Annotated in this window: 17 protein-coding genes; 8 read left to right on the forward strand and 9 right to left on the reverse strand. The window is 61.0% G+C overall.

Annotated features, from left to right (window positions below; translation table 11 throughout):
* Positions 1–188 precede the first annotated feature (188 nt).
* Entirely contained in the window at positions 189–524 is a 336-nt protein-coding gene (locus tag ACPYOJ_RS29150; RefSeq protein ID WP_481419349.1) for an RcnB family protein, read from the forward strand.
* A gap of 177 nt (positions 525–701) precedes the next feature.
* On the opposite strand, the gene ACPYOJ_RS29155 is transcribed toward ACPYOJ_RS29150, so the two are convergent.
* Positions 702–1,577 carry a GNAT family N-acetyltransferase gene (locus ACPYOJ_RS29155; RefSeq protein ID WP_481419350.1) on the reverse strand — a complete coding sequence of 292 codons (876 nt, stop codon included), beginning with the start codon at positions 1,575–1,577 and terminating at the stop codon, positions 702–704.
* 194 nt (positions 1,578–1,771) lie between these two features.
* Positions 1,772–2,743, reverse strand: a complete 972-nt coding sequence (locus ACPYOJ_RS29160) for a zinc ABC transporter substrate-binding protein (RefSeq protein WP_481419351.1) — start codon at positions 2,741–2,743, stop codon at positions 1,772–1,774.
* 102 nt (positions 2,744–2,845) lie between these two features.
* Between ACPYOJ_RS29160 and znuC the strand changes: the two genes are divergently transcribed.
* The 3 genes from znuC to ACPYOJ_RS29175 are packed head-to-tail and all read left to right on the forward strand — an operon-like array spanning position 2,846 to position 4,909.
* Positions 2,846–3,709 carry a zinc ABC transporter ATP-binding protein ZnuC gene (gene znuC, locus ACPYOJ_RS29165; protein ID WP_481419352.1) on the forward strand — a complete coding sequence of 288 codons (864 nt, stop codon included), beginning with the start codon at positions 2,846–2,848 and terminating at the stop codon, positions 3,707–3,709.
* Positions 3,702–4,514: a zinc ABC transporter permease subunit ZnuB gene (gene znuB, locus ACPYOJ_RS29170; RefSeq protein WP_481419353.1), complete on the forward strand. Its 813-nt coding sequence runs from the start codon at positions 3,702–3,704 to the stop codon at positions 4,512–4,514. Before znuC ends, znuB begins: the two co-directional genes overlap by 8 nt.
* Entirely contained in the window at positions 4,511–4,909 is a 399-nt protein-coding gene (locus ACPYOJ_RS29175; protein WP_481419354.1) for a Fur family transcriptional regulator, read from the forward strand. Before znuB ends, ACPYOJ_RS29175 begins: the two co-directional genes overlap by 4 nt.
* 41 nt (positions 4,910–4,950) lie before the next feature.
* Here ACPYOJ_RS29175 and ACPYOJ_RS29180 read toward each other — a convergent pair whose 3' ends face one another.
* The 4 genes from ACPYOJ_RS29180 to ACPYOJ_RS29195 form a co-directional block, all read right to left on the reverse strand.
* Positions 4,951–5,481: a gamma carbonic anhydrase family protein gene (locus ACPYOJ_RS29180; RefSeq protein ID WP_481419355.1), complete on the reverse strand. Its 531-nt coding sequence runs from the start codon at positions 5,479–5,481 to the stop codon at positions 4,951–4,953.
* A gap of 10 nt (positions 5,482–5,491) precedes the next feature.
* Positions 5,492–6,190, reverse strand: a complete 699-nt coding sequence (locus tag ACPYOJ_RS29185; protein WP_481419356.1) for a fumarylacetoacetate hydrolase family protein — start codon at positions 6,188–6,190, stop codon at positions 5,492–5,494.
* A 75-nt stretch (positions 6,191–6,265) separates the two neighbouring features.
* Positions 6,266–8,248, reverse strand: a complete 1,983-nt coding sequence (locus ACPYOJ_RS29190) for a CHASE2 domain-containing protein (protein ID WP_481419357.1) — start codon at positions 8,246–8,248, stop codon at positions 6,266–6,268.
* Entirely contained in the window at positions 8,248–11,922 is a 3,675-nt protein-coding gene (locus ACPYOJ_RS29195; protein WP_481419358.1) for a FecR domain-containing protein, read from the reverse strand. The genes ACPYOJ_RS29190 and ACPYOJ_RS29195 overlap by 1 nt, the downstream gene beginning before the upstream one ends.
* A gap of 110 nt (positions 11,923–12,032) precedes the next feature.
* Here ACPYOJ_RS29195 and ACPYOJ_RS29200 point away from each other — a divergent pair, with 110 nt between their 5' ends.
* The 3 genes from ACPYOJ_RS29200 to dusA all read left to right on the forward strand — a co-directional run bounded on the left by ACPYOJ_RS29200 (position 12,033) and on the right by dusA (position 14,804).
* Positions 12,033–12,572 carry a Pycsar system effector family protein gene (locus tag ACPYOJ_RS29200; RefSeq protein WP_481419359.1) on the forward strand — a complete coding sequence of 180 codons (540 nt, stop codon included), beginning with the start codon at positions 12,033–12,035 and terminating at the stop codon, positions 12,570–12,572.
* A gap of 45 nt (positions 12,573–12,617) precedes the next feature.
* The gene (locus tag ACPYOJ_RS29205; RefSeq protein WP_481419360.1) at positions 12,618–13,649 is read left to right on the forward strand and encodes an L-idonate 5-dehydrogenase; all 1,032 of its coding nucleotides are present in this window, start codon (positions 12,618–12,620) and stop codon (positions 13,647–13,649) included.
* Between the two features lie 150 nt (positions 13,650–13,799).
* A complete protein-coding gene (gene dusA, locus ACPYOJ_RS29210) occupies positions 13,800–14,804 on the forward strand; it encodes a tRNA dihydrouridine(20/20a) synthase DusA (RefSeq protein ID WP_481419361.1) in 1,005 nt (334 codons plus the stop codon).
* A gap of 78 nt (positions 14,805–14,882) precedes the next feature.
* On the opposite strand, the gene ACPYOJ_RS29215 is transcribed toward dusA, so the two are convergent.
* Both ACPYOJ_RS29215 and ACPYOJ_RS29220 read right to left on the reverse strand, forming a co-directional pair.
* Complete coding sequence (locus ACPYOJ_RS29215; protein ID WP_168830985.1) at positions 14,883–15,095, reverse strand: cold-shock protein; 213 nt, start codon at positions 15,093–15,095, stop codon at positions 14,883–14,885.
* Between the two features lie 304 nt (positions 15,096–15,399).
* On the reverse strand, positions 15,400–15,987 hold the full coding sequence (locus tag ACPYOJ_RS29220; protein ID WP_481419362.1) for a hypothetical protein: 588 nt from the start codon (positions 15,985–15,987) through the stop codon (positions 15,400–15,402).
* An 856-nt stretch (positions 15,988–16,843) separates the two neighbouring features.
* On the opposite strand from ACPYOJ_RS29220, the gene ACPYOJ_RS29225 reads away from it, so the two are divergent.
* Positions 16,844–17,422 (forward strand): J domain-containing protein, encoded by a 579-nt coding sequence (locus ACPYOJ_RS29225; protein ID WP_481419364.1) that lies wholly within the window; start codon positions 16,844–16,846, stop codon positions 17,420–17,422.
* Between the two features lie 13 nt (positions 17,423–17,435).
* On the opposite strand, the gene ACPYOJ_RS29230 is transcribed toward ACPYOJ_RS29225, so the two are convergent.
* Positions 17,436–18,770 (reverse strand): reverse transcriptase domain-containing protein, encoded by a 1,335-nt coding sequence (locus ACPYOJ_RS29230; protein WP_481419363.1) that lies wholly within the window; start codon positions 18,768–18,770, stop codon positions 17,436–17,438.
* Positions 18,771–19,295: the final 525 nt, after the last annotated feature.

A 19,295-nucleotide genomic window follows, 5' to 3' on the forward strand; every position in this document is an offset into this window, starting at 1 on the left:
CCCCCAGATGCAGCGTAGTCTCGTGGGCTCGGAGATGTGTATAAGAGACAGGTTAGGTAATTCCTATATTCAACATTAGTAAGTTTTGATAAATCTTTATTTGGATTACAGAAGTTTAATTTAAATTTCAGATTCGGTTCATCTTTCTGGAGGTAATTTCGGGGCGTGTTCAACACGAGGAAACCCCAGTGAAAAAGTTCTTCGCCGCTCTTCTCTCCGCCTCCTTCCTGCTGTCGCCGATCGTTGCTTCGGAAGCCAGCGCCAACGACAATCGCCGCCCTGTGATCGTCCATAAGGACGTTCATAAGGACGTCCACAAGACGGTCGTGGTCAAGAAGTACCGCTGGACGAAGGGGCACCGCATGACTGCCGCCGAACGCCGTCATATGGCCGAGGTCCGCGATTATCGCCGCTATCGCCTGTCGGCTCCGCCGCGCGGCTATCACTGGGTGAAGGCCGACAACGACTTCCTGCTCGTTGGCGTCGCCACCGGCATCATCACGAGCATCATCGCCGCCCAGTAAGGGTGCCAATACCGGCTGATCAGATAAGGGGCGGCATGATTGCCGCCCCTTTTTATTTCCGAACTAAAGTCGTGAGTGCCACTTACCGACAGAGGTGAGGATTGCGCGATGAGCCGCCCTCTCGCCTCTGTCGCGGGTCGAGCGGCACCGACAATGCCTCGCTAGCGCCGCTCTCGTTTAAAGGCGCTTTTCAAAGAACGTGTCCGGGTATGGGTCATCATTGAAGCGGTCGATTTCATTCCAGCCGGTTCCTCGATAAAGCTGCGTTGCCTCGGGCAGCGCACTATTCGTATCCAGCCGGAGAACCTTAACGGACAGCTCACGGGCGATGCTCTCGGCGGCCGTCATAAGACGTTTTGCGAGCCCAAGCCCACGCGCAGATGGAGCGACCCAGAGTCTTTTGATCTCCGCGACCTCGCCGCCACTGCCTTTCAACCCAAGACAGCCGATCGGCAGGCCATCTGACATTGCCACCAGGAACGCACCGCGCGGACTTATCATATCGTCGGCGTCGGGATCGCGAGAAAGCGATACATCGAACCCCTTCTCGAAGCGGCGTGCAAGTTCGGCGTAGTATTCGTTCAGGCAATACCTGGCGTCCTCGTGCCGAGGGTCCTTCACCTCAAGTGTGATTTGGTCACGTCTAAGCGAGGAAGCGACAATATCCATGGCGCGCAGCAGCTCTTCAGGGCGGCAATGGCGCGCCAGAAGCGCCTTCGCCTGCGCATTGGAAAGCGCTTCATAAGCCTGAAACTCGGAACGGCCGGCTTCGGTCAATCTGGCAACGCGGCGGCGGGCATCCTGAGGATTCGGTACCGTCTCGATGAGACCCTCCTCTTCCAGACTGCGCAGCAGACGACTCATCAAGCCCGAGTCGAGACCGAGATAGTCGCGGATCACCGCAACATCCGATTGCCCCTGGCCGATCGAATTGAGGACGCGAGCTGCGCCCAGCGGACGGCCGCGTCCGAGGAAGGACGTATCGAGAGCGCCGACTTCGGAGGTGACGGCACGGTTAAAGCGACGAACACGAGAGACAGGATCATAAGCCATATTATCTGACTTAGGTCAGATAATTGATCCTGTCAATCGAAGCGCGCGAAGAGCACGCGTTCCTTGCCGGTCAGAGGCTTTTGCCACGGCTCCTTCGGGCCGCAAGCTGCGCGAGGTGGGCATTGCCACCTTATGATGCTTCTCTCTGCTCAGGCTCGCTTTCGCAGTTCCGTTCGCCCGCGATGTAACGCCGCTCAGCTCGCGCGCGAGAGGCAATCCTTCATGCTGTTGGCAATGCCGCGCATCAGCGTGAAGTAAAGATCGGGACCGGCCTTTAGTGTTGCTGCTTCCGGATCGAGAACGCCGGGCTTCGCTTTCGTACCTTCGATGACGACATCGACGAGGCGCGGCTCGAATTGCGGTTCGGCGAAGACGCAGGTGGCGCCGAGGTCGGCAACCTTCTTGTGAATTTCCGACACGCGCTCGGCGCCGGGGATGGTCTCCGGGCTTACCGTGATGGAGCCGGCAACGCGGACCGCATAGCGGTGCTCGAAATACTGGTAGGCATCATGGAAGACGATGAAAGGCTTGTCCTTCACCGGCGCGACGATGCCGCTGATTTCCGCGTCCAGTGCGTCGAGCTTGTCGTCGAGTGCCTTAGCGTTGGCCTGGTAGGTGAGCGCGTTGGCGGGATCGGCGGCAACCAGTGTGGTGGTGATCTCTTCAGCCATCGCCTTGGCATTCATCGGGTCGAGCCACAGATGCGTGTCGAATTCGCCATGACCGTGATCGTGATCGCCATCCGCCTGCTCGTCATGATCATCGCCAGCGTCCGCTTCGTCGCCGTCATCGTGCGGTTCGAAGGCGCCGCCTTCGCGGAACTTCAGCTTCACGAGGCCCGGCGCATTCTCCAGTTCGGCAATGCTTGCATTGGCACCCAGCGATTCCAGCGGTTTTTCGAGAAATGCCTCGAGGCCCGGCCCCACCCAGAAGATCACCTTGGCATCCTGCAGAATGCGGGCGTTTGAGGGCTTTAGATTGTAGGTGTGCGGGGAGGCCGCGCCGTCGACGATCAGTTCCGGCGTGCCGACGCCCTCCATGATCGCTGAAACCAGCGAATGGATGGGTTTGACCGACGTCACGACAACCGGCGCATCGGCTGCCTGGGATGCCCGCGCGATCAGCAACGCGGGGATCGCGAGGAAAAGGCTCCTGGCCAATTTCATGTTCATGCTCCGGTTGAATTACTGCTGTAATGTTATTACATCAATTGCGTAATGCTATAACGTGTGCGATAGCAGGAAGCAACCACAGTCTCGGAAAATATGATGTTATTTCGCGCAACCTCTGCCTCGAAGCCGCTGGTTTCCCTCAGCAATGTCGGCGTCCGGCGCGGCGGTCGCTGGCTCGTTCGCGGCGTGGATTTCTCCGTCGCGCGCGGAGAGATCGTCACCCTGATCGGTCCGAACGGATCCGGAAAGTCGACCAGCGCCAAGGCCGCAATCGGCGTGTTGAAGCCCGACGAGGGCACGGTGGAACGGGCAAGCGGTCTGAGGGTCGGCTACGTGCCGCAGAAGCTCGCCATCGACTGGACGATGCCGCTCACCGTCCGCCGTCTCATGACGCTCACCGGTCCGCTGCCGGAGGGTGATATGATTGCCGCGCTCGAAGCGGCGGGCATCGCCCATATGCTGAATGCCGAGGTGCAGCACCTTTCCGGCGGTGAGTTCCAGCGGGCGCTGATGGCCCGCGCCATTGCCCGCAAGCCCGATCTGCTTGTGCTCGATGAGCCTGTTCAGGGCGTCGATTTCTCCGGCGAGATTGCGCTCTACGACCTCATCAAGCAGATCCGCAACTCCTCCGGCTGCGGCATCCTGTTGATCTCTCATGACCTTCACGTCGTCATGGCCGAGACGGACACTGTCATCTGCCTAAACGGCCATGTCTGCTGCCGCGGTACGCCCGAGGCGGTGAGCCAGAGCCCGGAATATGTCCGGCTCTTTGGCAGCCGCGCGGCAAAAACGCTTGCCGTCTACAGTCACCATCACGACCACACACACCTGCCGGGTGGCCGCGTCTTGCATTCGGATGGTTCGGTGACCGAACACTGCCATCCGGGTGACGGCCATCATCACGATCACGATCATTCCGGTCACGATCACGATGACCATGCGGGAGAGCGCCATGTTTGACGATTTCTTCGTCCGCGCCATCCTCGCCGGCGTCGGGCTGGCGCTCACCACCGGGCCGCTGGGCTGCTTCATCATCTGGCGGCGCATGGCCTATTTCGGCGATACGATCGCCCATTCGGCGCTACTCGGCGTCGCGCTGTCTCTGCTCTTTGAGTTCAACCTCACGCTCGCGGTCTTCAGTGTCGCGGCGACGGTCTCGATCCTGCTGCTCTTCCTGCAGAAGCGCCAGGCACTGTCCGCGGACGCGCTTCTCGGCATCCTGTCTCACGCGACGCTCGCGATCGGCCTCGTCATGGTCGCCTTCATGACCTGGGTGCGGATCGACCTCATCGCCTTCCTGTTCGGCGACATCCTTGCCGTCTCGAAGACCGATATCGCGCTGATCTGGGGCGGCGGGCTCGTCGTTGTCGCCGCCATCGCATGGCTTTGGCGGCCGCTGCTTGCCTCGACCGTCAATCCCGAACTCGCGGAGGCGGAAGGGCTGCAGCCGGAGCGGGCGCGGCTCTTCTTCATGCTGCTGATGGCCGTTGTCATCGCCATCGCCATGAAGATCGTCGGCATCATGCTGATCACGTCGCTGCTGATCATTCCGGCTGCTGCGGCTCGCCGGTTCTCTCCGACGCCGGAGGTCATGGCGGTTCTCGCGTCGCTGATCGGCGCGGTCGCGGTCGTCGGCGGCCTGTTCGGCTCGCTCACCTATGACACGCCGTCCGGTCCGTCGATCGTGGTCGCGGCACTCATATTGTTCATCCTCACCCTGCTGCCGCGGCTGGGGCGCAAGGAAGCGCAAGGACAGGGCTCATGAACGCACCGCAACTGACCAAGAACCAGGCGCTGGTCTTCGACGTGCTTGCAAAGGCCGACGGGCCGCTCAGCGCCTATACGATCCTCGACAAATTGCGCGACTACGGCTTTCGCGCGCCGTTGCAGGTCTATCGCGCGCTCGACAAGCTGCTCGAATACGGCGTCGTGCACCGGCTTGAGAGCATCAATTCCTTCGTCGCCTGCGCTCATCCCGACGAGAACTGCCACAGCCACGGCACCGTTGCCTTCGCGATCTGCGAAAGCTGCGGGCATGTCATCGAGTTCCACGACCACGAGGTCGATCACCGGCTGATGAACTGGACGCGCGGCAAGAAATTCAAGGCTGAGAAGACCACGATCGAGATCCGGGGTCTCTGCGAGACCTGCGCCGCCTAGCGCAATTCTTGAGAAGGCGGTTGCCGTCCGGAAACGCGAGGCTAGTCGATCCGCTTGAGGTCGCGGGCGAAGCGTTGCCAGTTGGCGACATATTTCTCCGCCGAGCGCCGCAACCCCTCGATCGCCTTTTCGTCGAGCGTCCGCAGCACGCGGGCGGGCGAGCCGACGATTAGCGAGCCATCCGGAAACTCCTTGCCTTCCGTCACCAGGGCGTTGGCGCCCACAAGGCAATTATTGCCGATCTTGGCACCGTTCAAAATCGTCGCCCCCATGCCGATCAGCGAGTTGTCGCCGATGGTGCAGCCGTGGATGATCGCGTGATGGCCGATGGTGCAGCCTTCGCCGATCGTCACCGGAAAGCCCGGATCGGTGTGCAGCATGGCGCCTTCCTGAATATTCGTATTCCTGCCGACGCTCACCGGTTCGTTATCGCCGCGAAGTACGGCGCCGAACCAGATGCCGACGCCCTCGCCAAGCTCCGTTTTGCCGATCACATGCGCATCCGGCGCGATCCAGTAGAGCCCGCGCGCTGGCAGTTTCGGCGACCATCCTCCAAGCGCGTAGAGGGGCATGGCAACCTCCTCAGGCGACCGACACGGACAGCGTCGCGATTCCGTCGATGCCGCATTCGACGCGATCGCCCTTCTTGACGGCGCCCACACCTGCCGGCGTACCGGTCATGATGACATCGCCCGGCGCCAGGATGAAGAGCTTGGAAAGCTCGGCTATGATTTCCGGCACCTTCCAGATCATCTGATTGAGATTGCCGTCCTGGACGCGTTGGCCGTTGTGGTCGAGCCAGATGCGGCCTGCATCCGGATGGCCGAGGCCGCTTGCGGGCACGATGGCCGAAACTGGCGCCGAAAATTCGAAGGCCTTGCCGACTTCCCACGGGCGGCCGAGCTTCTTTGCCTCTGCCTGCAGGTCGCGGCGGGTAAAATCGATGCCGACGGCATAGCCATAGATGCAGTCGCGCGCCTTATCGACAGGAATGTCCTGGCCGCCGGACTTCAGTGCCAGCACGCATTCAGCCTCGTAATGCACGTCGTTCGAAAGCGGCGGATAAGGAAAGGGCTTGCCGGGCGGGAGAAGGTTGTCGGCGTTCTTCTGGAAGAAGAAAGGCGGCTCGCGGCTCGGATCATGGCCCATCTCGATGGCGTGATCGGCATAATTGCGTCCGACGCAATAGACCCTGCGCACCGGGAAGAGGTCGCTGCTGCCTTCGATCGGAAGCAGGACGGGCTGAGGAAGAGGGATGACGGTGGCGGGGCTTACAGACATCGGACGGCTCTTGCTGTTATTTGAGTCCCGCGATCTTAAACGGAAAATCGCAAGCGGGGGAAGCGCTCCCGGCGATTATCCCTCATAACCCGAAATCTCTGCCTGAACGATCATGTAATAGGCCGCAAGTTCGGGGATCATCTTCGGCAGTGCGTCGAAGGCGGGATCGTCCGGAGCAAGTTTCCCGGCATATTTCGCCTCGACGAAAGCCTGATGCGCGGCAAGGGCGGCAGCATCGGCATGGTGCAAGACCGTGAAGATCGGCGCGGGCACGGTCTTGCCCTTGACGACCACGCGGTCAAGCTCGGCGATCATGTATCTGTCGGCCACGTCTTTTGCGGTCTGCTCGCCGAGAAGCAAGGCAACCCCGTAGTTCTTCGAGGCACCTTCCAGCCGCGAGGCCAGATTGACCGAATCCCCGAGGCAGGAATAGTCGAACCGCCTGTTCGAGCCCATGTTGCCGACGACGCATTCGCCGGTGTTGATGCCGACGCCCATCTTCAGCATATGCGCCGTCCCGCCGCTTGCCGCCGCCTCCGCCTCGAGCTGCCTGTTGAGGGCCGCGATCGCCTCCTGCATCGCAAGCGCGGCCGCCACGGCATGCAGCGCATGGTCCGGGTCGTCGAGCGGCGCATTCCAGAAGGCCATGATGCAGTCGCCCATATATTTGTCGATCGTCCCGCCGTGGTCCATCACGACGTCGGAGAGCGGCGTCAGCAGGCGGTTGATCAGGCCGGTCAATTGCTCCGGATCGTCCTTCAGCGTCTCGGCGATGGTCGTGAAGCCGCGGACGTCGGAAAACAGGACCGAAAGCGTGCGCCGCTCGCCGCCGAGCTTCAGTTGTGACGGATCCTCGGAAAGCCGCTTGACGAGATCAGGGGAGATATACTGCGAGAAGGCGCGGGTGATCTGCCTTTTGGTGCGACGCTCTTCGGCAAAGTCGAAAGCGGCCTGCCCGAACGCGACGGAGAGATAGGCAACGCTCGGTCCGAGCGGCGATACGAAGATGTGACCGAAGCGGATACCGACATAGCTCAGCGCCGCAAAGACGCCGATGGCGACCGCTGCCGCGGCCAGGGTCCGCCATCCTGTCGAGCGCCAGACCGTCAATGCCGCAAGCACGGCGGCAACGAGGATAGCAGACGCGACGAGAGGCAGCCCAGCCTCGTCGATTGAAAGGCCTTGTACGATGTTGTCGTAGATCGTCGCCTGGATCTCGACGCCGGCGACCAGCTTGCCGGTATGCACTGTATAGGGCGTCGCAAAGGCATCGGCGCCGCCCTTGTCGATTTCCGGCGCGTTCTGAAGGCTTAGCCCCACCAGCACGACACGGTCCCTGAAGTAATTCTCCGGCAGGAAATTCTCAGGATCGAGCGCCTGATAATAGGACACCGTCGGGTAGCTCCGCGCCGGTCCGAAGGACTGTATGAGAGCATCGGCAGGCAGGTCGCCGGTGGCTTTGCCGGCTGCCTGCGCCAGGGTAATGGCAAAGCCATCGGGATAAGGCGGGATATTGCGGAATACTCCGTCGCCGCCGAGGGTGATCGAGGCGATGCCTGTTCTCGCCCCCGCTTCGGTCAGTTGCGGCAATGGCGTGGCGCGAACCAGCTGGTCGGCCTGCGGTGTCTGGATCAGCGTCTCGTCGCCGGCAAGCACGACATCCGGCCCGACGGCCGCGGTAATCGCCGCATCGTTTTCCGGCGAAGACGGCTCGGCCATGATGATGTCGAGCCCGATCGCCTTGGCGCCGGCGGCGCGCAACTGCTTGACCAACCGGGCATGCAGGCTGCGCGGCCAGGGCCACTGCGCATTGATCTCCGCAAGCGACGGCTCGTCGATCGCCACGATCACCGGTGCGTCCGCAGGCGGCAACGGATCATCGGCCGTCGAAAGATAGTCGAACGTTCGCAGTTCCAGCAGCGTCCAGGCTGGCAAACGCGAAAGCAGCGAGATCGTGATGAGCGTTACAAGCACCAGCACCGCCAGCCGCACCGGCCGGCTGCTGAACGGCCAGCCGGGTTGGCGTAACCGACGCCCGGGTTCCGCCGGCGCAATCATCAGAAGCGGACTTTGAGGCTGGCTTTGACCGCGCGGCCCCAGCCTGGGACACCCGGCGCCACCTCGAAATCGTCGTCGAGAAGGTTGAAAGCGGCGGCCTCCAGGGCAAAGCGCTTGTCGAGCGGTTCCCAGATGAGATTGGCGTCGAGCGTCCAGTAGTCGTCGAGATGGACTTCGCCCAAAAACGCGTCAATGCCCTCACGCTCGCCGACATAGTTTGCCGCCACGGTGGCCTTGACATTGACTTCGTTGACCCAGGTGAGAGCCAACTGCCCGGATTTCTCCGGCACGTAAGGGAGTGATCCTCCGAATGTCGGGCTCGTGGGATCGTTGTCCTTCGAATCCGCATAGGCGACGGTTGCCGACACTCCGAATCCATACCCTAAGGCAATGTTGGTGGTGGCACTCACGCGATCGATGCGGCCATCATCAATCGCGGTGCCGGTAGTGAAGACGAGCGGAGGTAGAAAAATGAAGGGCGCGCCTGTCGGATAGGCCAGGTTGAGGTCGCGAATTTCCTGATGCTGGTAGTCGACGGTCGTAAACAGGTAGTCTGTCCATTGCGCATCCCATTGCAGGGCGATCGTGTCCGTGTAGCCGTCGATACCGATAAACGGCACGTTGGATTGCAGGCCGAGGACTCCGATAGGCGAAAGCGTGGGCGAGCCGAAGTCGAAGCTCTGGCGCATGAATGCGGCGCGCAACCATTGGCCATCGGCGGGCGCCCAGGCCACGCCGATGCGCGGCTCTAGCCGGCTGGAGTCAACCGTCTCTCCATCCATGAGAGTGCCAAAAAGGGCATATTCCGCCTTAAGATCGGGTGTTATCTCGTGAAGTAGGTCGACGTAAGCCCTTCCGATGCCGATTTTTTCATCGACGGCGTTTGTGAGCGGAATGCCAGCGAACTCGTCTGTTGCCTTCACATCGACAAAACCGCCTTCAATGCCATATCGCCAAGTGAGTTCGTCATCGCCGTATAGGTGATTGATGGCAGCGATGTAGCTTTTTTGCGAAGCGCTAGCGATTCTCTCTGCTACCAGTGGAAAAGTAACCACCTGCCTAAGATCTTGGTCTGCGTCTGTATAGAAGGCGGCAGCATTCAAGACATTGCGGTAGCCAAAGGTATGGCTCCAGCCAAGGCCAGCCGCCGTCGCCTTCGTATCGCTGTCGCCGTTCTGCTCAAAGGGTGCCAATGGGATCGCCAGGTCTTGATCTATTTTGCCATCGGCGTGGTTTGCATAGAGCACGAAACGATCATCGGGATTTGGCGTGGCGGTCAGATAGGCGTTGCCCGACAGGGTGCGAATGTCACCACTGGAGTTGACCGGCCCGAGGCCGCCGCCGGCAAAGGAGCGGTCTTGGCCTTCCGTCGGAATCTCATCCCACGTAACATTCGCAAAGCCGCTGACTGGGAAGGGCTCATTGGCAAAGCCTTGAATTTCAGCCTCTCCGATCGGCTTGGTTTCCCCGGCGGAATTGATGACGCCCGCGCCGAGCGAGCCTTCCAGGAATGGCCGTCTCAGAAGATTGGCCGAACGGGATCGTCCCGACAGCATATGCGGATCCAGCAGCAGCCCTTGCAGCAGCGAGGAGAAGCTGTTCGACGTGAGCTTGTAGAGATCAATCTCGTCGTCGAAGATCTCGGTATTGGCGAACGGCCTGATATTGCCGCGGATCGATTGGTCGACATATCCGCTGCCGGCGAAGGGATCGAACACCGCATCGCCATAGTAGCGGCCCCACGCGTTCAGCCCCTGCAGACGGAAGGCGTTGTTCAGCGTCGATCCGGCGTCCTGGTTGGCGCCCAGCGAGCCGTAATGGCCTCCGCGAGCCTTGGACCGGCGCAGGAACTCCTGAGCATATCGGATGGCGCCGTCCGCGTCGTAATCGTCGATGGCGACGGCGGTGCGAAAGTTCGAAATCACCGGATCGTTCTTGTCGAGCCGATCGGCGTTGTCGAGCGCCTGGTTCGACGGGTCGCGATCGCCATTTTCGTAATGACCGGCAGCGAGCATCAGCTGGGCTTGCGAATAGGCGGGATTTGCGGTCGAGGCGGCCAGCAGGTCGTCGATCGCCTTGTCCATCTCGCCCGTCTGCAGGTAGTAGCGTCCGCGCGCCAGAAGCGCGATATCGAAGGCCGGGTCGGCGGCAAGAGCAAGGTCGATTTCGCGCTTTGCCTCCTTCATGCGAGACTGGTCGAGATAGAGGATCGCGAGGTTTGCGTGGCCGATCGGGTCGTCGGGATCGAGTTCGATGGACTTCTTGAGTGCGGCTTCAGCTTCGCGCGGCGCGCCGCGCGCATCCTGCAGCAAGCCAAGGTCGTTCCAGGCCATGGATGAGCCTGGCGCCACCTTGATCGCAGCGTTCAGGTCCTCGAGCGCGTCATCGAGATTGCCTTCAAAATCGGCGCGCATGCGGGCGCGGGCCTGGAGCGCAGTGGGATCGGTGGGATCAATCGACAGCGATCGATCGATCGCCTCCTTCATCTGAATGCGGTCGTTGATCAGCATCGCCAGCTGCGCCCGCAAGGCGGGTAAGGTCGAATCGTTCGGATACCGCGCTTCCGCCTGCTTCATCGTCTCGATCGCGGCAGGGATGTCCTCCAGGAAACCGGCGGTATAGGCCTTCATCACCGCGGCGTAGGGGCCGGTGACGTTCGCCGGCGGCTTTTCGGCATGATTCGGATCGCGTAGCGAACGCGAATAATAACCGCCATAGGCCGCGATGCTGCGGCGTTCCGGGTCGAGTGCCGGTTGGGCTCGCGAGAACAATCTGGCGGCCTCGTCGTAACGTTTTTCGGCGCCGGCGATCAGCGCTTCGATCAGGTCGGCGCGGGCGCGCTGGGCGGCAGAAAGTTTCTCGGCGCGGGCTTTCGCCAGCGATTCGAGCGCCTTCTGCCGGCCATCGAGGGAAAGCTGCACTTCGGCAAGCGTCAGCCATTCCTCGGCGCTTCTTGCCGCCGGAGCCTTCGCTTCGATGCGGCTGCGCTCACTGCGCATTTTCTGCACGGGAAAAGGCGAGGCGGGCATAAAGGTGAAGCCGCTGCGCAGCGTCAGGTAAAACAGCATTTGTTCGCGATCGTCGGGGGTGACGATGACGAGCTTGCGCGGCGCCTGTCCGATGGTGGCGACAGCCCCTTCGCCTTGCCCGACTTCGACGCTGCCGTGCTCGTTTTTCAGCTCGACGCGGCCTTCCAGCACGATGAGCGACGTCTGGTCGCCCTTCACCGTCAAGGTCCAGTCGGTGCCGCGGATAGCGGCGGCGGCTGCGGGAGTCTCGACCGTGAGGCCCTGCCCGCCGCGCTGGGCGCGGGCCCACATGGTGCCGGATTGGAGATTGAGGATCGTTTCGCCAGTCGGCGCCATCCTCTTGACCTGCAGCGAGGAGTTCCGGCCGAGGCGGACTTGCGTGCGATCGGCGAAAAGGATTGCAAGCTGGCCGGTGGCATTGGTGCGCAGCACGTCGCCGCCCAGGAGATCCTGGTGCAGATCGACGTTTTGCCAGTTCGACAGGTCGACGAATCGAACTTCCTCGCCGATCTTGCGGTCGATGACAGAGCCAGCTGCAGGCGCCGGGCGCCGCATGGGCTCCGGCACCGCCGGAGACGCAACAAAAAATGCCGCCAGACACAACGCCGTAGCGGCGACCGCCGAATTGATAGATTTTCCCCTCATGTATAAAGCGTTTGTCTCTCTGAAGTTGAAAAGTCAAGGAGCGTTGCACGCGTGCTATTGCTTTGCTTGTGAAGTGTAATATCAGGGAAACACTTTGTGGGGGAAAGAACGTGACGGATTTTGAAAGTGCGAGCGAGCTGATGAAGAGTCATGCCTCGACGGAGGACATCAGCGCCGAGTATTTCGATCACATCAAGAAGATCAACGATATCTTTTACGACCAGGTGAAGATATCCGACCAGAAAGCGGCCTATATCTTTACATTCATGCTCGCCTTTCTCGTGAGCTCCAGCGAGGTGCGGGGCGTTTTTGCATGGGACAGGTATCTGCATGGCACGCCACAAAGCATGCTTTTCTCCGGATTGCTTGCCGGTGCCTCGGTGTTTTCGATCATATCTGCCATCCTGGTGGTCCTGCCGCGCCACGTGAACACGTCGACCTCGCTTTTCTGGGGCGCGTGGAGCAAACACCGGCCCCGGTTGTGGGACGCGGCTCTGCGCCGGGACGAGCTTTACCTCTTCGACGAATATCTGAACAACGCCGACATCCTCTCCGCGATTGCGCGCAGTAAATACCGTTGCGTGACACTCGCCTTCCGCGGTTTGATGGTGACGGTCATTGCCTACGTGCTGCTGCTTCTGGCAGTCTAAGGACGGTAGCTGCCAGCCGCTTCTTCAGGTTGCCGAGGTGAAGTCATGAAAGCCGTTGTCATTCACGCAGCCAAGGATCTCAGGCTCGAAGAGCGAGAAGAAGAAGCGCTTGCGTCTGGTCAGGTTGCGATCGCCATCGAAGCTGGCGGGATCTGCGGCTCCGACCTGCACTACTATAATCATGGCGGGTTTGGCGCTATCCGTATCCGCGAACCGATGATCCTCGGCCATGAGGTCGCCGGTACGATCAAAGCGGTCGGCGAAGGTGTATCCCGCCTCGCAGCCGGTGACCGGGTCGCCATCTCGCCGAGCAGGCCGTGCGGCAGCTGCGAATACTGCCTCAAGGGACACCAGAATCACTGCCTGAACATGCGTTTCTACGGCAGCGCCATGCCGATGCCGCACATTCAGGGGGCCTTCCGTCAGCGCCTCGTTGCCGAGGAATGGCAATGCCATAAGGTTGCCGAGGGCATATCCATAAACGAGGCCGCGTTGGCCGAACCCTTCGCCGTGACGCTCCACGCCGTCGCCCGTGCCGGGTCGCTTCTTGGCAAGCGTGTTCTGGTCAGCGGCTGCGGACCGATCGGCGCGCTTGCGATCATAGCGGCAAGGGCCCACGGCGCCCGCGAAATCATTGCCACCGACGTGATGGACGCCGTGCTCAAGAAGGCATTGTCGATCGGCGCCGACCGCGCGATCAATGTCGCCGATGATCCGCAGACGCTCGACGCCTATTCGACAAACAAGGGCTATTTCGACGTGCAGTTCGAGGCATCCGGCAACGAAAGGGCTGTCCGGTCGGGACTGGAAGTCCTGAAGCCGCGTTCGACCCTCGTCCAGCTCGGCCTGGGAGGGGATATCGCGATACCGCAGAATATAGTGGTGGCGAAGGAGATCGAAATGAAAGGCACCTTCCGCTTCCATGAGGAATTCGCCTTGTCTGTCGATCTCATCAATGCGCGACGGGTTGATCTGAAGCCTCTGTTGACGGGCTTGTTTCCCTTGGACGACGCGGTCGCGGCTTTCGAAGCGGCTGGCGATCGAAGCCGCAACATGAAGGTTCAGCTGGCTTTCTAGGGAATGGGCAATTCGCTTGGGATCGTCCAAGCGCTTGGGGTCCAGCATTTTACAGCTTGTGATCCAGAAGATCTTCGCCATATAGGCGGTTGAGTTATTGGTACTCACGCCAAGTGGCGAAGGCTTTGGAAGCAGGGAAGATAGAAATCGATGATTTACAAGCGCCCTGTTTTTGCCGTGGCACCGATGATCGACTGGACCGACCGCCACTGCCGGTATTTCCACCGGCAGATCAGCCGGAACGCGCTGCTCTATACCGAAATGGTGGTGGCGGATGCGATCATTCACGGGCCGCGGGAGCGGCTGCTGTCGTTTGATGCCGAGGAGCATCCGGTGGCCTTGCAGCTTGGCGGATCGGATCCGGCGAAGCTTGCCGAAGCGGTGCGGATCGCTGCGCCCTACGGCTACGACGAAATCAATCTCAATGTCGGTTGCCCGTCCGACCGGGTGCAATCCGGGACCTTTGGCGCCTGCCTGATGCTGACGCCGGAAGTGGTGGCGGAGTGCGTTGCGGCGATGAAGGCCGTCGCCACCGTGCCGGTGACGGTGAAGTGCCGGATCGGGGTGGACGAGCAGGAGCCGGAGGAGGCGCTGCCGGAACTCTTGACGCGGGTGCTCGACGCCGGAGCCGATGCGATCTGGATCCATGCCCGCAAGGCCTGGCTGAAGGGCCTGAGCCCGAAGGAGAACCGCGAGATCCCGCCGCTCGACTACGATATCGTCTACCGCATGAAGGCGCGCTGGCCGGAGGTCTTCATCGGCATCAACGGCGGCATCCAGACCCTCGACGAAGCTGCCGCCCATCTCGAGCATGTCGACGGGGTGATGCTGGGGCGGGCGGCCTATCAGAACGCCGGTATCCTTGCGGATGCCGATCACCGCTTCTTCGGCGCACCGGCGGCGGAGCCGGACTGGGAGGGGCTGCGCGACCGCATGATGGCCTATGCCGCGCGGCATATCGCAAGCGGCGGGCGGCTGCAGCACGTGGCGCGGCATATGGTGGGGCTATTTACCGGATTGCCGGGCTCGCGGCGCTACCGGCAGATCCTGTCGACCGATGCGGCGAAGGCAGGCGCTGGGCCGGAGGTGATTGCCGCGGCCTTCGCGGCGGTGGATCTTGCCGGCGCGAGGCGAGCAGAAGCCCTGAGCGCCTAGCATTCCGTCTCGGGTGCGGCTTTGCGAGCAGCTCCCAAGCAAAAACGGCGCCCCGAGAGGCGCCGTTCGTCAAGCCGATCAGTTGGCCTGGATGTTTACGGCCTTCGGGCCCTTGCCCATGCGGTCCGGCTCGGTGTCGAACGTGACCTGCTGGCCTTCGCGCAGCGACTGGATGCCGGAAGCCTGGAGAGCGGAGATGTGGACGAATACGTCCTTGGCGCCGCCGTCCGGAGTGATGAAACCAAAACCCTTGTCCTGGTTGAAGAATTTTACGACGCCTTTGGTGGCCATGTGGGATAGTCCTTTTCCCTTAGTCTGTTTTATTATCCACCCCCCCGAGAGGAAGCGGACGGCTTTCGCTTTCGTCCCGTCAGACCGGAACGAAGGGTCAGTCGGAGAAGTCACGTACGGGGAAAGAACGTCTACGCAGGCGGGGTTGATCCCGCGCCGCCTTCCGTCATGGAAGGCTTTACCACATCTGTCCAGTCACCGGCATGCTAATGCCCGAGTGCCGTAGTTGGTGACAGCATTTCGGTCAAAAAGCAAGCGGCAATATTGTGGCACGCCCGCATTCGAGCCAGGAAACGCCAAAGATTCAGTCACTTGACGAGTGGTTACTGGTGCCGGCCGAGGCTGCCCCATTTCCGGATTCCGTGCCGGAATGGCACTGCGCGGCCTGCGCCGCCCGCGCGCCGGCCTGCTTTCGAACCACCCGGTCCCGGAGGAAGGCACGGAACTCCGGCACGGCCGCATCGCTTTTCGGCAGCATCCTTGCGACGATCGCCACCGCCGCCCGGACGTTCTGCGGGTCCGCGCCAACCGCCAGCCGCTGCTCGAACCAGTCGCCGAGACCGCCGGGGACGACGTGCAGGCAGAGATGCTCGGCAAGCGCCAGCGCGGCATCGAAGGCGCGGCGCTCGTCCTCGTCGAGCAGGAGGACGCAGAGGAATTCTTCGGTGCGGGGATCGTCGATGGTGCAGCAGCGATAGCGGCGGCAGGCGCTCACCCGGCAGACGGTTTGCGGATGCCGCATCGCCTGCGCGGCAAACAGCGTCAGCGCCAGTCGCATGTCGGCGGTGATCTCTGGGAGGGGCAGGCGGCTTGTCCTGGGCCGGGTCCTGGGCATGGCTTCTCCTTCACGCGGCTCGTTCTCGCCCGTGGTGTGACCTGGAATTTCGCTCATGGCGCGCGGGCCACAAGCATCGGACGGGGCGCTCGAAAGAGCCTCATCTGTGTATGTTGTTCGTGGCACCATCGAGCGCCCCGTTCGGCGGTTTTTATCCGCAACTCCGGCCTCTCTGCTCGGATCCCGGCACCGCCGGTCCGTCTGTGTGCCCCACAGGCACGCCCGAAATCACCCGACCTAGCATTTGCGCCTGGCCGCCGTTTCGGAGGGAGACCATTTTCTGCGGACCCCGGCTGTAGGAGCTTACGTCGTTCTCCTGCAGCCGGCGCCGGTCCCGTCTCGCCGCGACGCCTCGCGGTGTATCCGTGACGGAACGGGGCGATGATGGCACAGGTTCGGTAGGCGCCGATGAAATGGGAGGGCGCCGATTGATTTTGCTCGGTTTTCGGCGTTTGTCGTGCACGGGGTTGCTCCCCCTCACCAACAAAATCTAAGCCTTGGCCGATGGCCAAGGGCAAGATTTTGTATCCTCTCCCCGAGGGGAGAGGAGGGGGCGGCGAGGGTGCCTTCTCCACCTCATCCCTGTGCTCGTCACAGGCATCCAGCCATGGCGCGTCGGCGCCGTGAATGACTCATTTGTCTCTTGTGAAGAGGTTCTTCGGCGCCCAAGGACTTGGGCGCACTGGACCCCGGATCAAGTCCGGGGTGACGGGAGAGTCGATGGCGGGGTGAAAGCGGTGGGGCATCCGCTTCGCCAATCCACAGGCCCTCCACAATTTTGTCCCGACCGGAGCCGAATATGGCGCGGCCGGGTGCTTCGGGCTTGATGCGCCCGGCGCGAGGCGGTAGGTCACGCGAGGGCGGGCAGGTGAAAGCAGAAGGACAGGTGAGCGGGTTGATCGATCCCTATGTGATGCTCGGAATTGACCGCGACGCAGGCGAGCAGGCGATCAAGAGCGCCTATCGCAAGGCCGCCAAGGGGGCGCATCCGGATTCCGGCGGCGACGTGGAGCATTTCGGCAAGCTGCAGACCGCCTACGAACTCTTGAAGGACCCGGTGCGCCGCCGCGTCTACGACGATACCGGCTACGACCCGGAGCTCGCCGACCCGAAGGACCTCGAAGGCGTGCTGATGCTGGAAAGGCTCGTCAACGACGTCATCCTCGACGAGCGCGAGCCCGGCAGCTTCGATCCGGTCGCCGCCATGCGCCGCAAGCTTTCCGACGACATCGTCAAGAACCGCTTCCACATCCTCGAACTGGAGCGCCACCGCAACCGCGTGCGCCAGCACATCGACCGCCTCGGCCGTCGTCCGGAAACCGACGTGCTCGGCTCCATGCTGCGGGCGCGGAGCCAGTCGATCACGGATGCAATCCGCAAGGCGGAAGGCCAGATCGAGGCGATCGAGCATGCGTATGAGATGCTGGAGGGGTACAGCTACGAGCTGGAGGCGCTGGTGATGGTGGAGCAGCGGGGGGAGGCTGCGGAGTAGGCAACGCTACCGTCTATAGGGTCCGTACCTTTTTTCCGGCAAGAAACATCGCCTGTGTGGACGGAATCCCAAACACCATCGTTCGAGTGCTTTGATCGCTTGCGGCAAGCATGCGGGTTACAGCTGCCTCATAATCTGAGATTTGTTTACTAATGAAATCATCAAGTTGTTTGAACGGCTGATCGTCTGTGCAGAAGGCAAATGCTTTTTGCCAGCCGTAGATTTTCTTCCCTATTGAATCCAATGTAGCAGTTCGAGAGAGCTTTGCATGGAGCAGTTTGCCGGTTCGAAGCGTTCCTTTGATTGCTGACTTCGAATCTGAGAGTGAATTCGTGACGGCCTCTTTGAGGCGTGTGATTGATGCCGTACTAGGAACACAACGTTTAGGCTGGATGGTGCACCCAAGAAAATTGATGGCTTTGCTGCACTCACCTCGAGCTGCCTTGTCGCTGCCTTTGCTCGGGGTGTAGAGCCCGAATCCAAAAGACGTTAACTTTGCTTCCGCATGATGGATTGCCGCATCTAAGATCTCTTTATCGCTCGCAACCATGAGAATGTCGTCAATATAGCGTACTGCTGTGACTCCCATCTTATTCAGTTCATGGTCCATCTCGTACAGTAATACGTTTCCAGCAAACGCGGAGAGAGAAGATCCCTGTGCAACCCCGATTCCGCCTTGAGGGAAGAGATTCGCATATCCCTGTAGCTCGTCCTCGTTTGCCAAATGAACCGCCAGTCCCTTCTCGAAGAGATCAGCTAGCGCGTCATCCTTGGTTTCTGCGCGCACGAAGTCCACAACCTTCGCGGTAGGTATTTTCGTGAAGAAAGCTTTGATATCAGACTGATAGTAGTACTTCGCACCTGAATCAATTGCTTCACGGACAAGCTTGATCGCTGGTGACACTCCTCCATATGGGTAGATCAGTCCTCCTACGCCAAACCGCGATCGATTGACGTCATTTATCCTCCCGAGACGCTCGTCACGTTGTATTTCATATCGGGTGTCTTGCTGTGTAAGGTCCATGGCCACACGAGGTTGTAGAACCTGTAAGATTGCCCGTTGGACCACTCGGTTCTTAAGCGTAGCAATTGCGATTGGACGCGGGTCTTTTCCCGCAGCAATTCGCTTCCGTGCGTCTTTCAGAACGCCTTTTACCGGATCAAATGTAAAGCGGCTCTCGCGAAGCTGAGAAATGATACGGCGCAGATGTCGTTGGTGAGCGTGCTCGAATTCTGATGCGGCCCCACGGATTTCATCGTTCTGAGACGACAATGCGCTCCGTTTTACGTGTCGCCATGCCGAAAAGATGTTCTGCTCTGCCCTTACGTCCTGAATTAATGTTGCCATGTATTATCCGCTCGGGTCCCCGTACATACTATCCCGACCGTTGACAGGCACCCCATCCACTGCGCACGGCAGAGCCGCGACGACAGACACCTAGGCAGCAAGTGCCACCTCGGCGTGGTCTCCGTGGCGCGCGATCCGCATGGACAGGTCCAGCTTCACGTCCGACGCCATGGCAACCATGGACGCTACGGCAAGTGCGAGGGCGCACAGGCCGGTGACCAGACTCAGGCGAGCCGGTTTTTCGGGGCAAGTTCACACATTTCGTCACCTTCCACCCTAACAGGTTTTTGGCAATGTCAAGCGCCTTCCGCCCCGGCCACGCCCGCCGCTTAAATTGCCTATCTGCTGCTTGGGGACCATCCGAAGAAGGCGTATTCACAGCTTCTAGACCAACGGTCAGGTTTGGCCCATCCACTGCGCACGGCAGAGCCGCGACGACAGACACCTCGGCAGCAAGTGCCACCTCGGCGTGGTCTCCGTGGCGCGCGATCCGCATGGACAGGTCCAGCTTCACGTCCGACGCCA

The sequence above is a fragment of the Rhizobium sp. SVR5-9E genome (assembly GCF_056755095.1).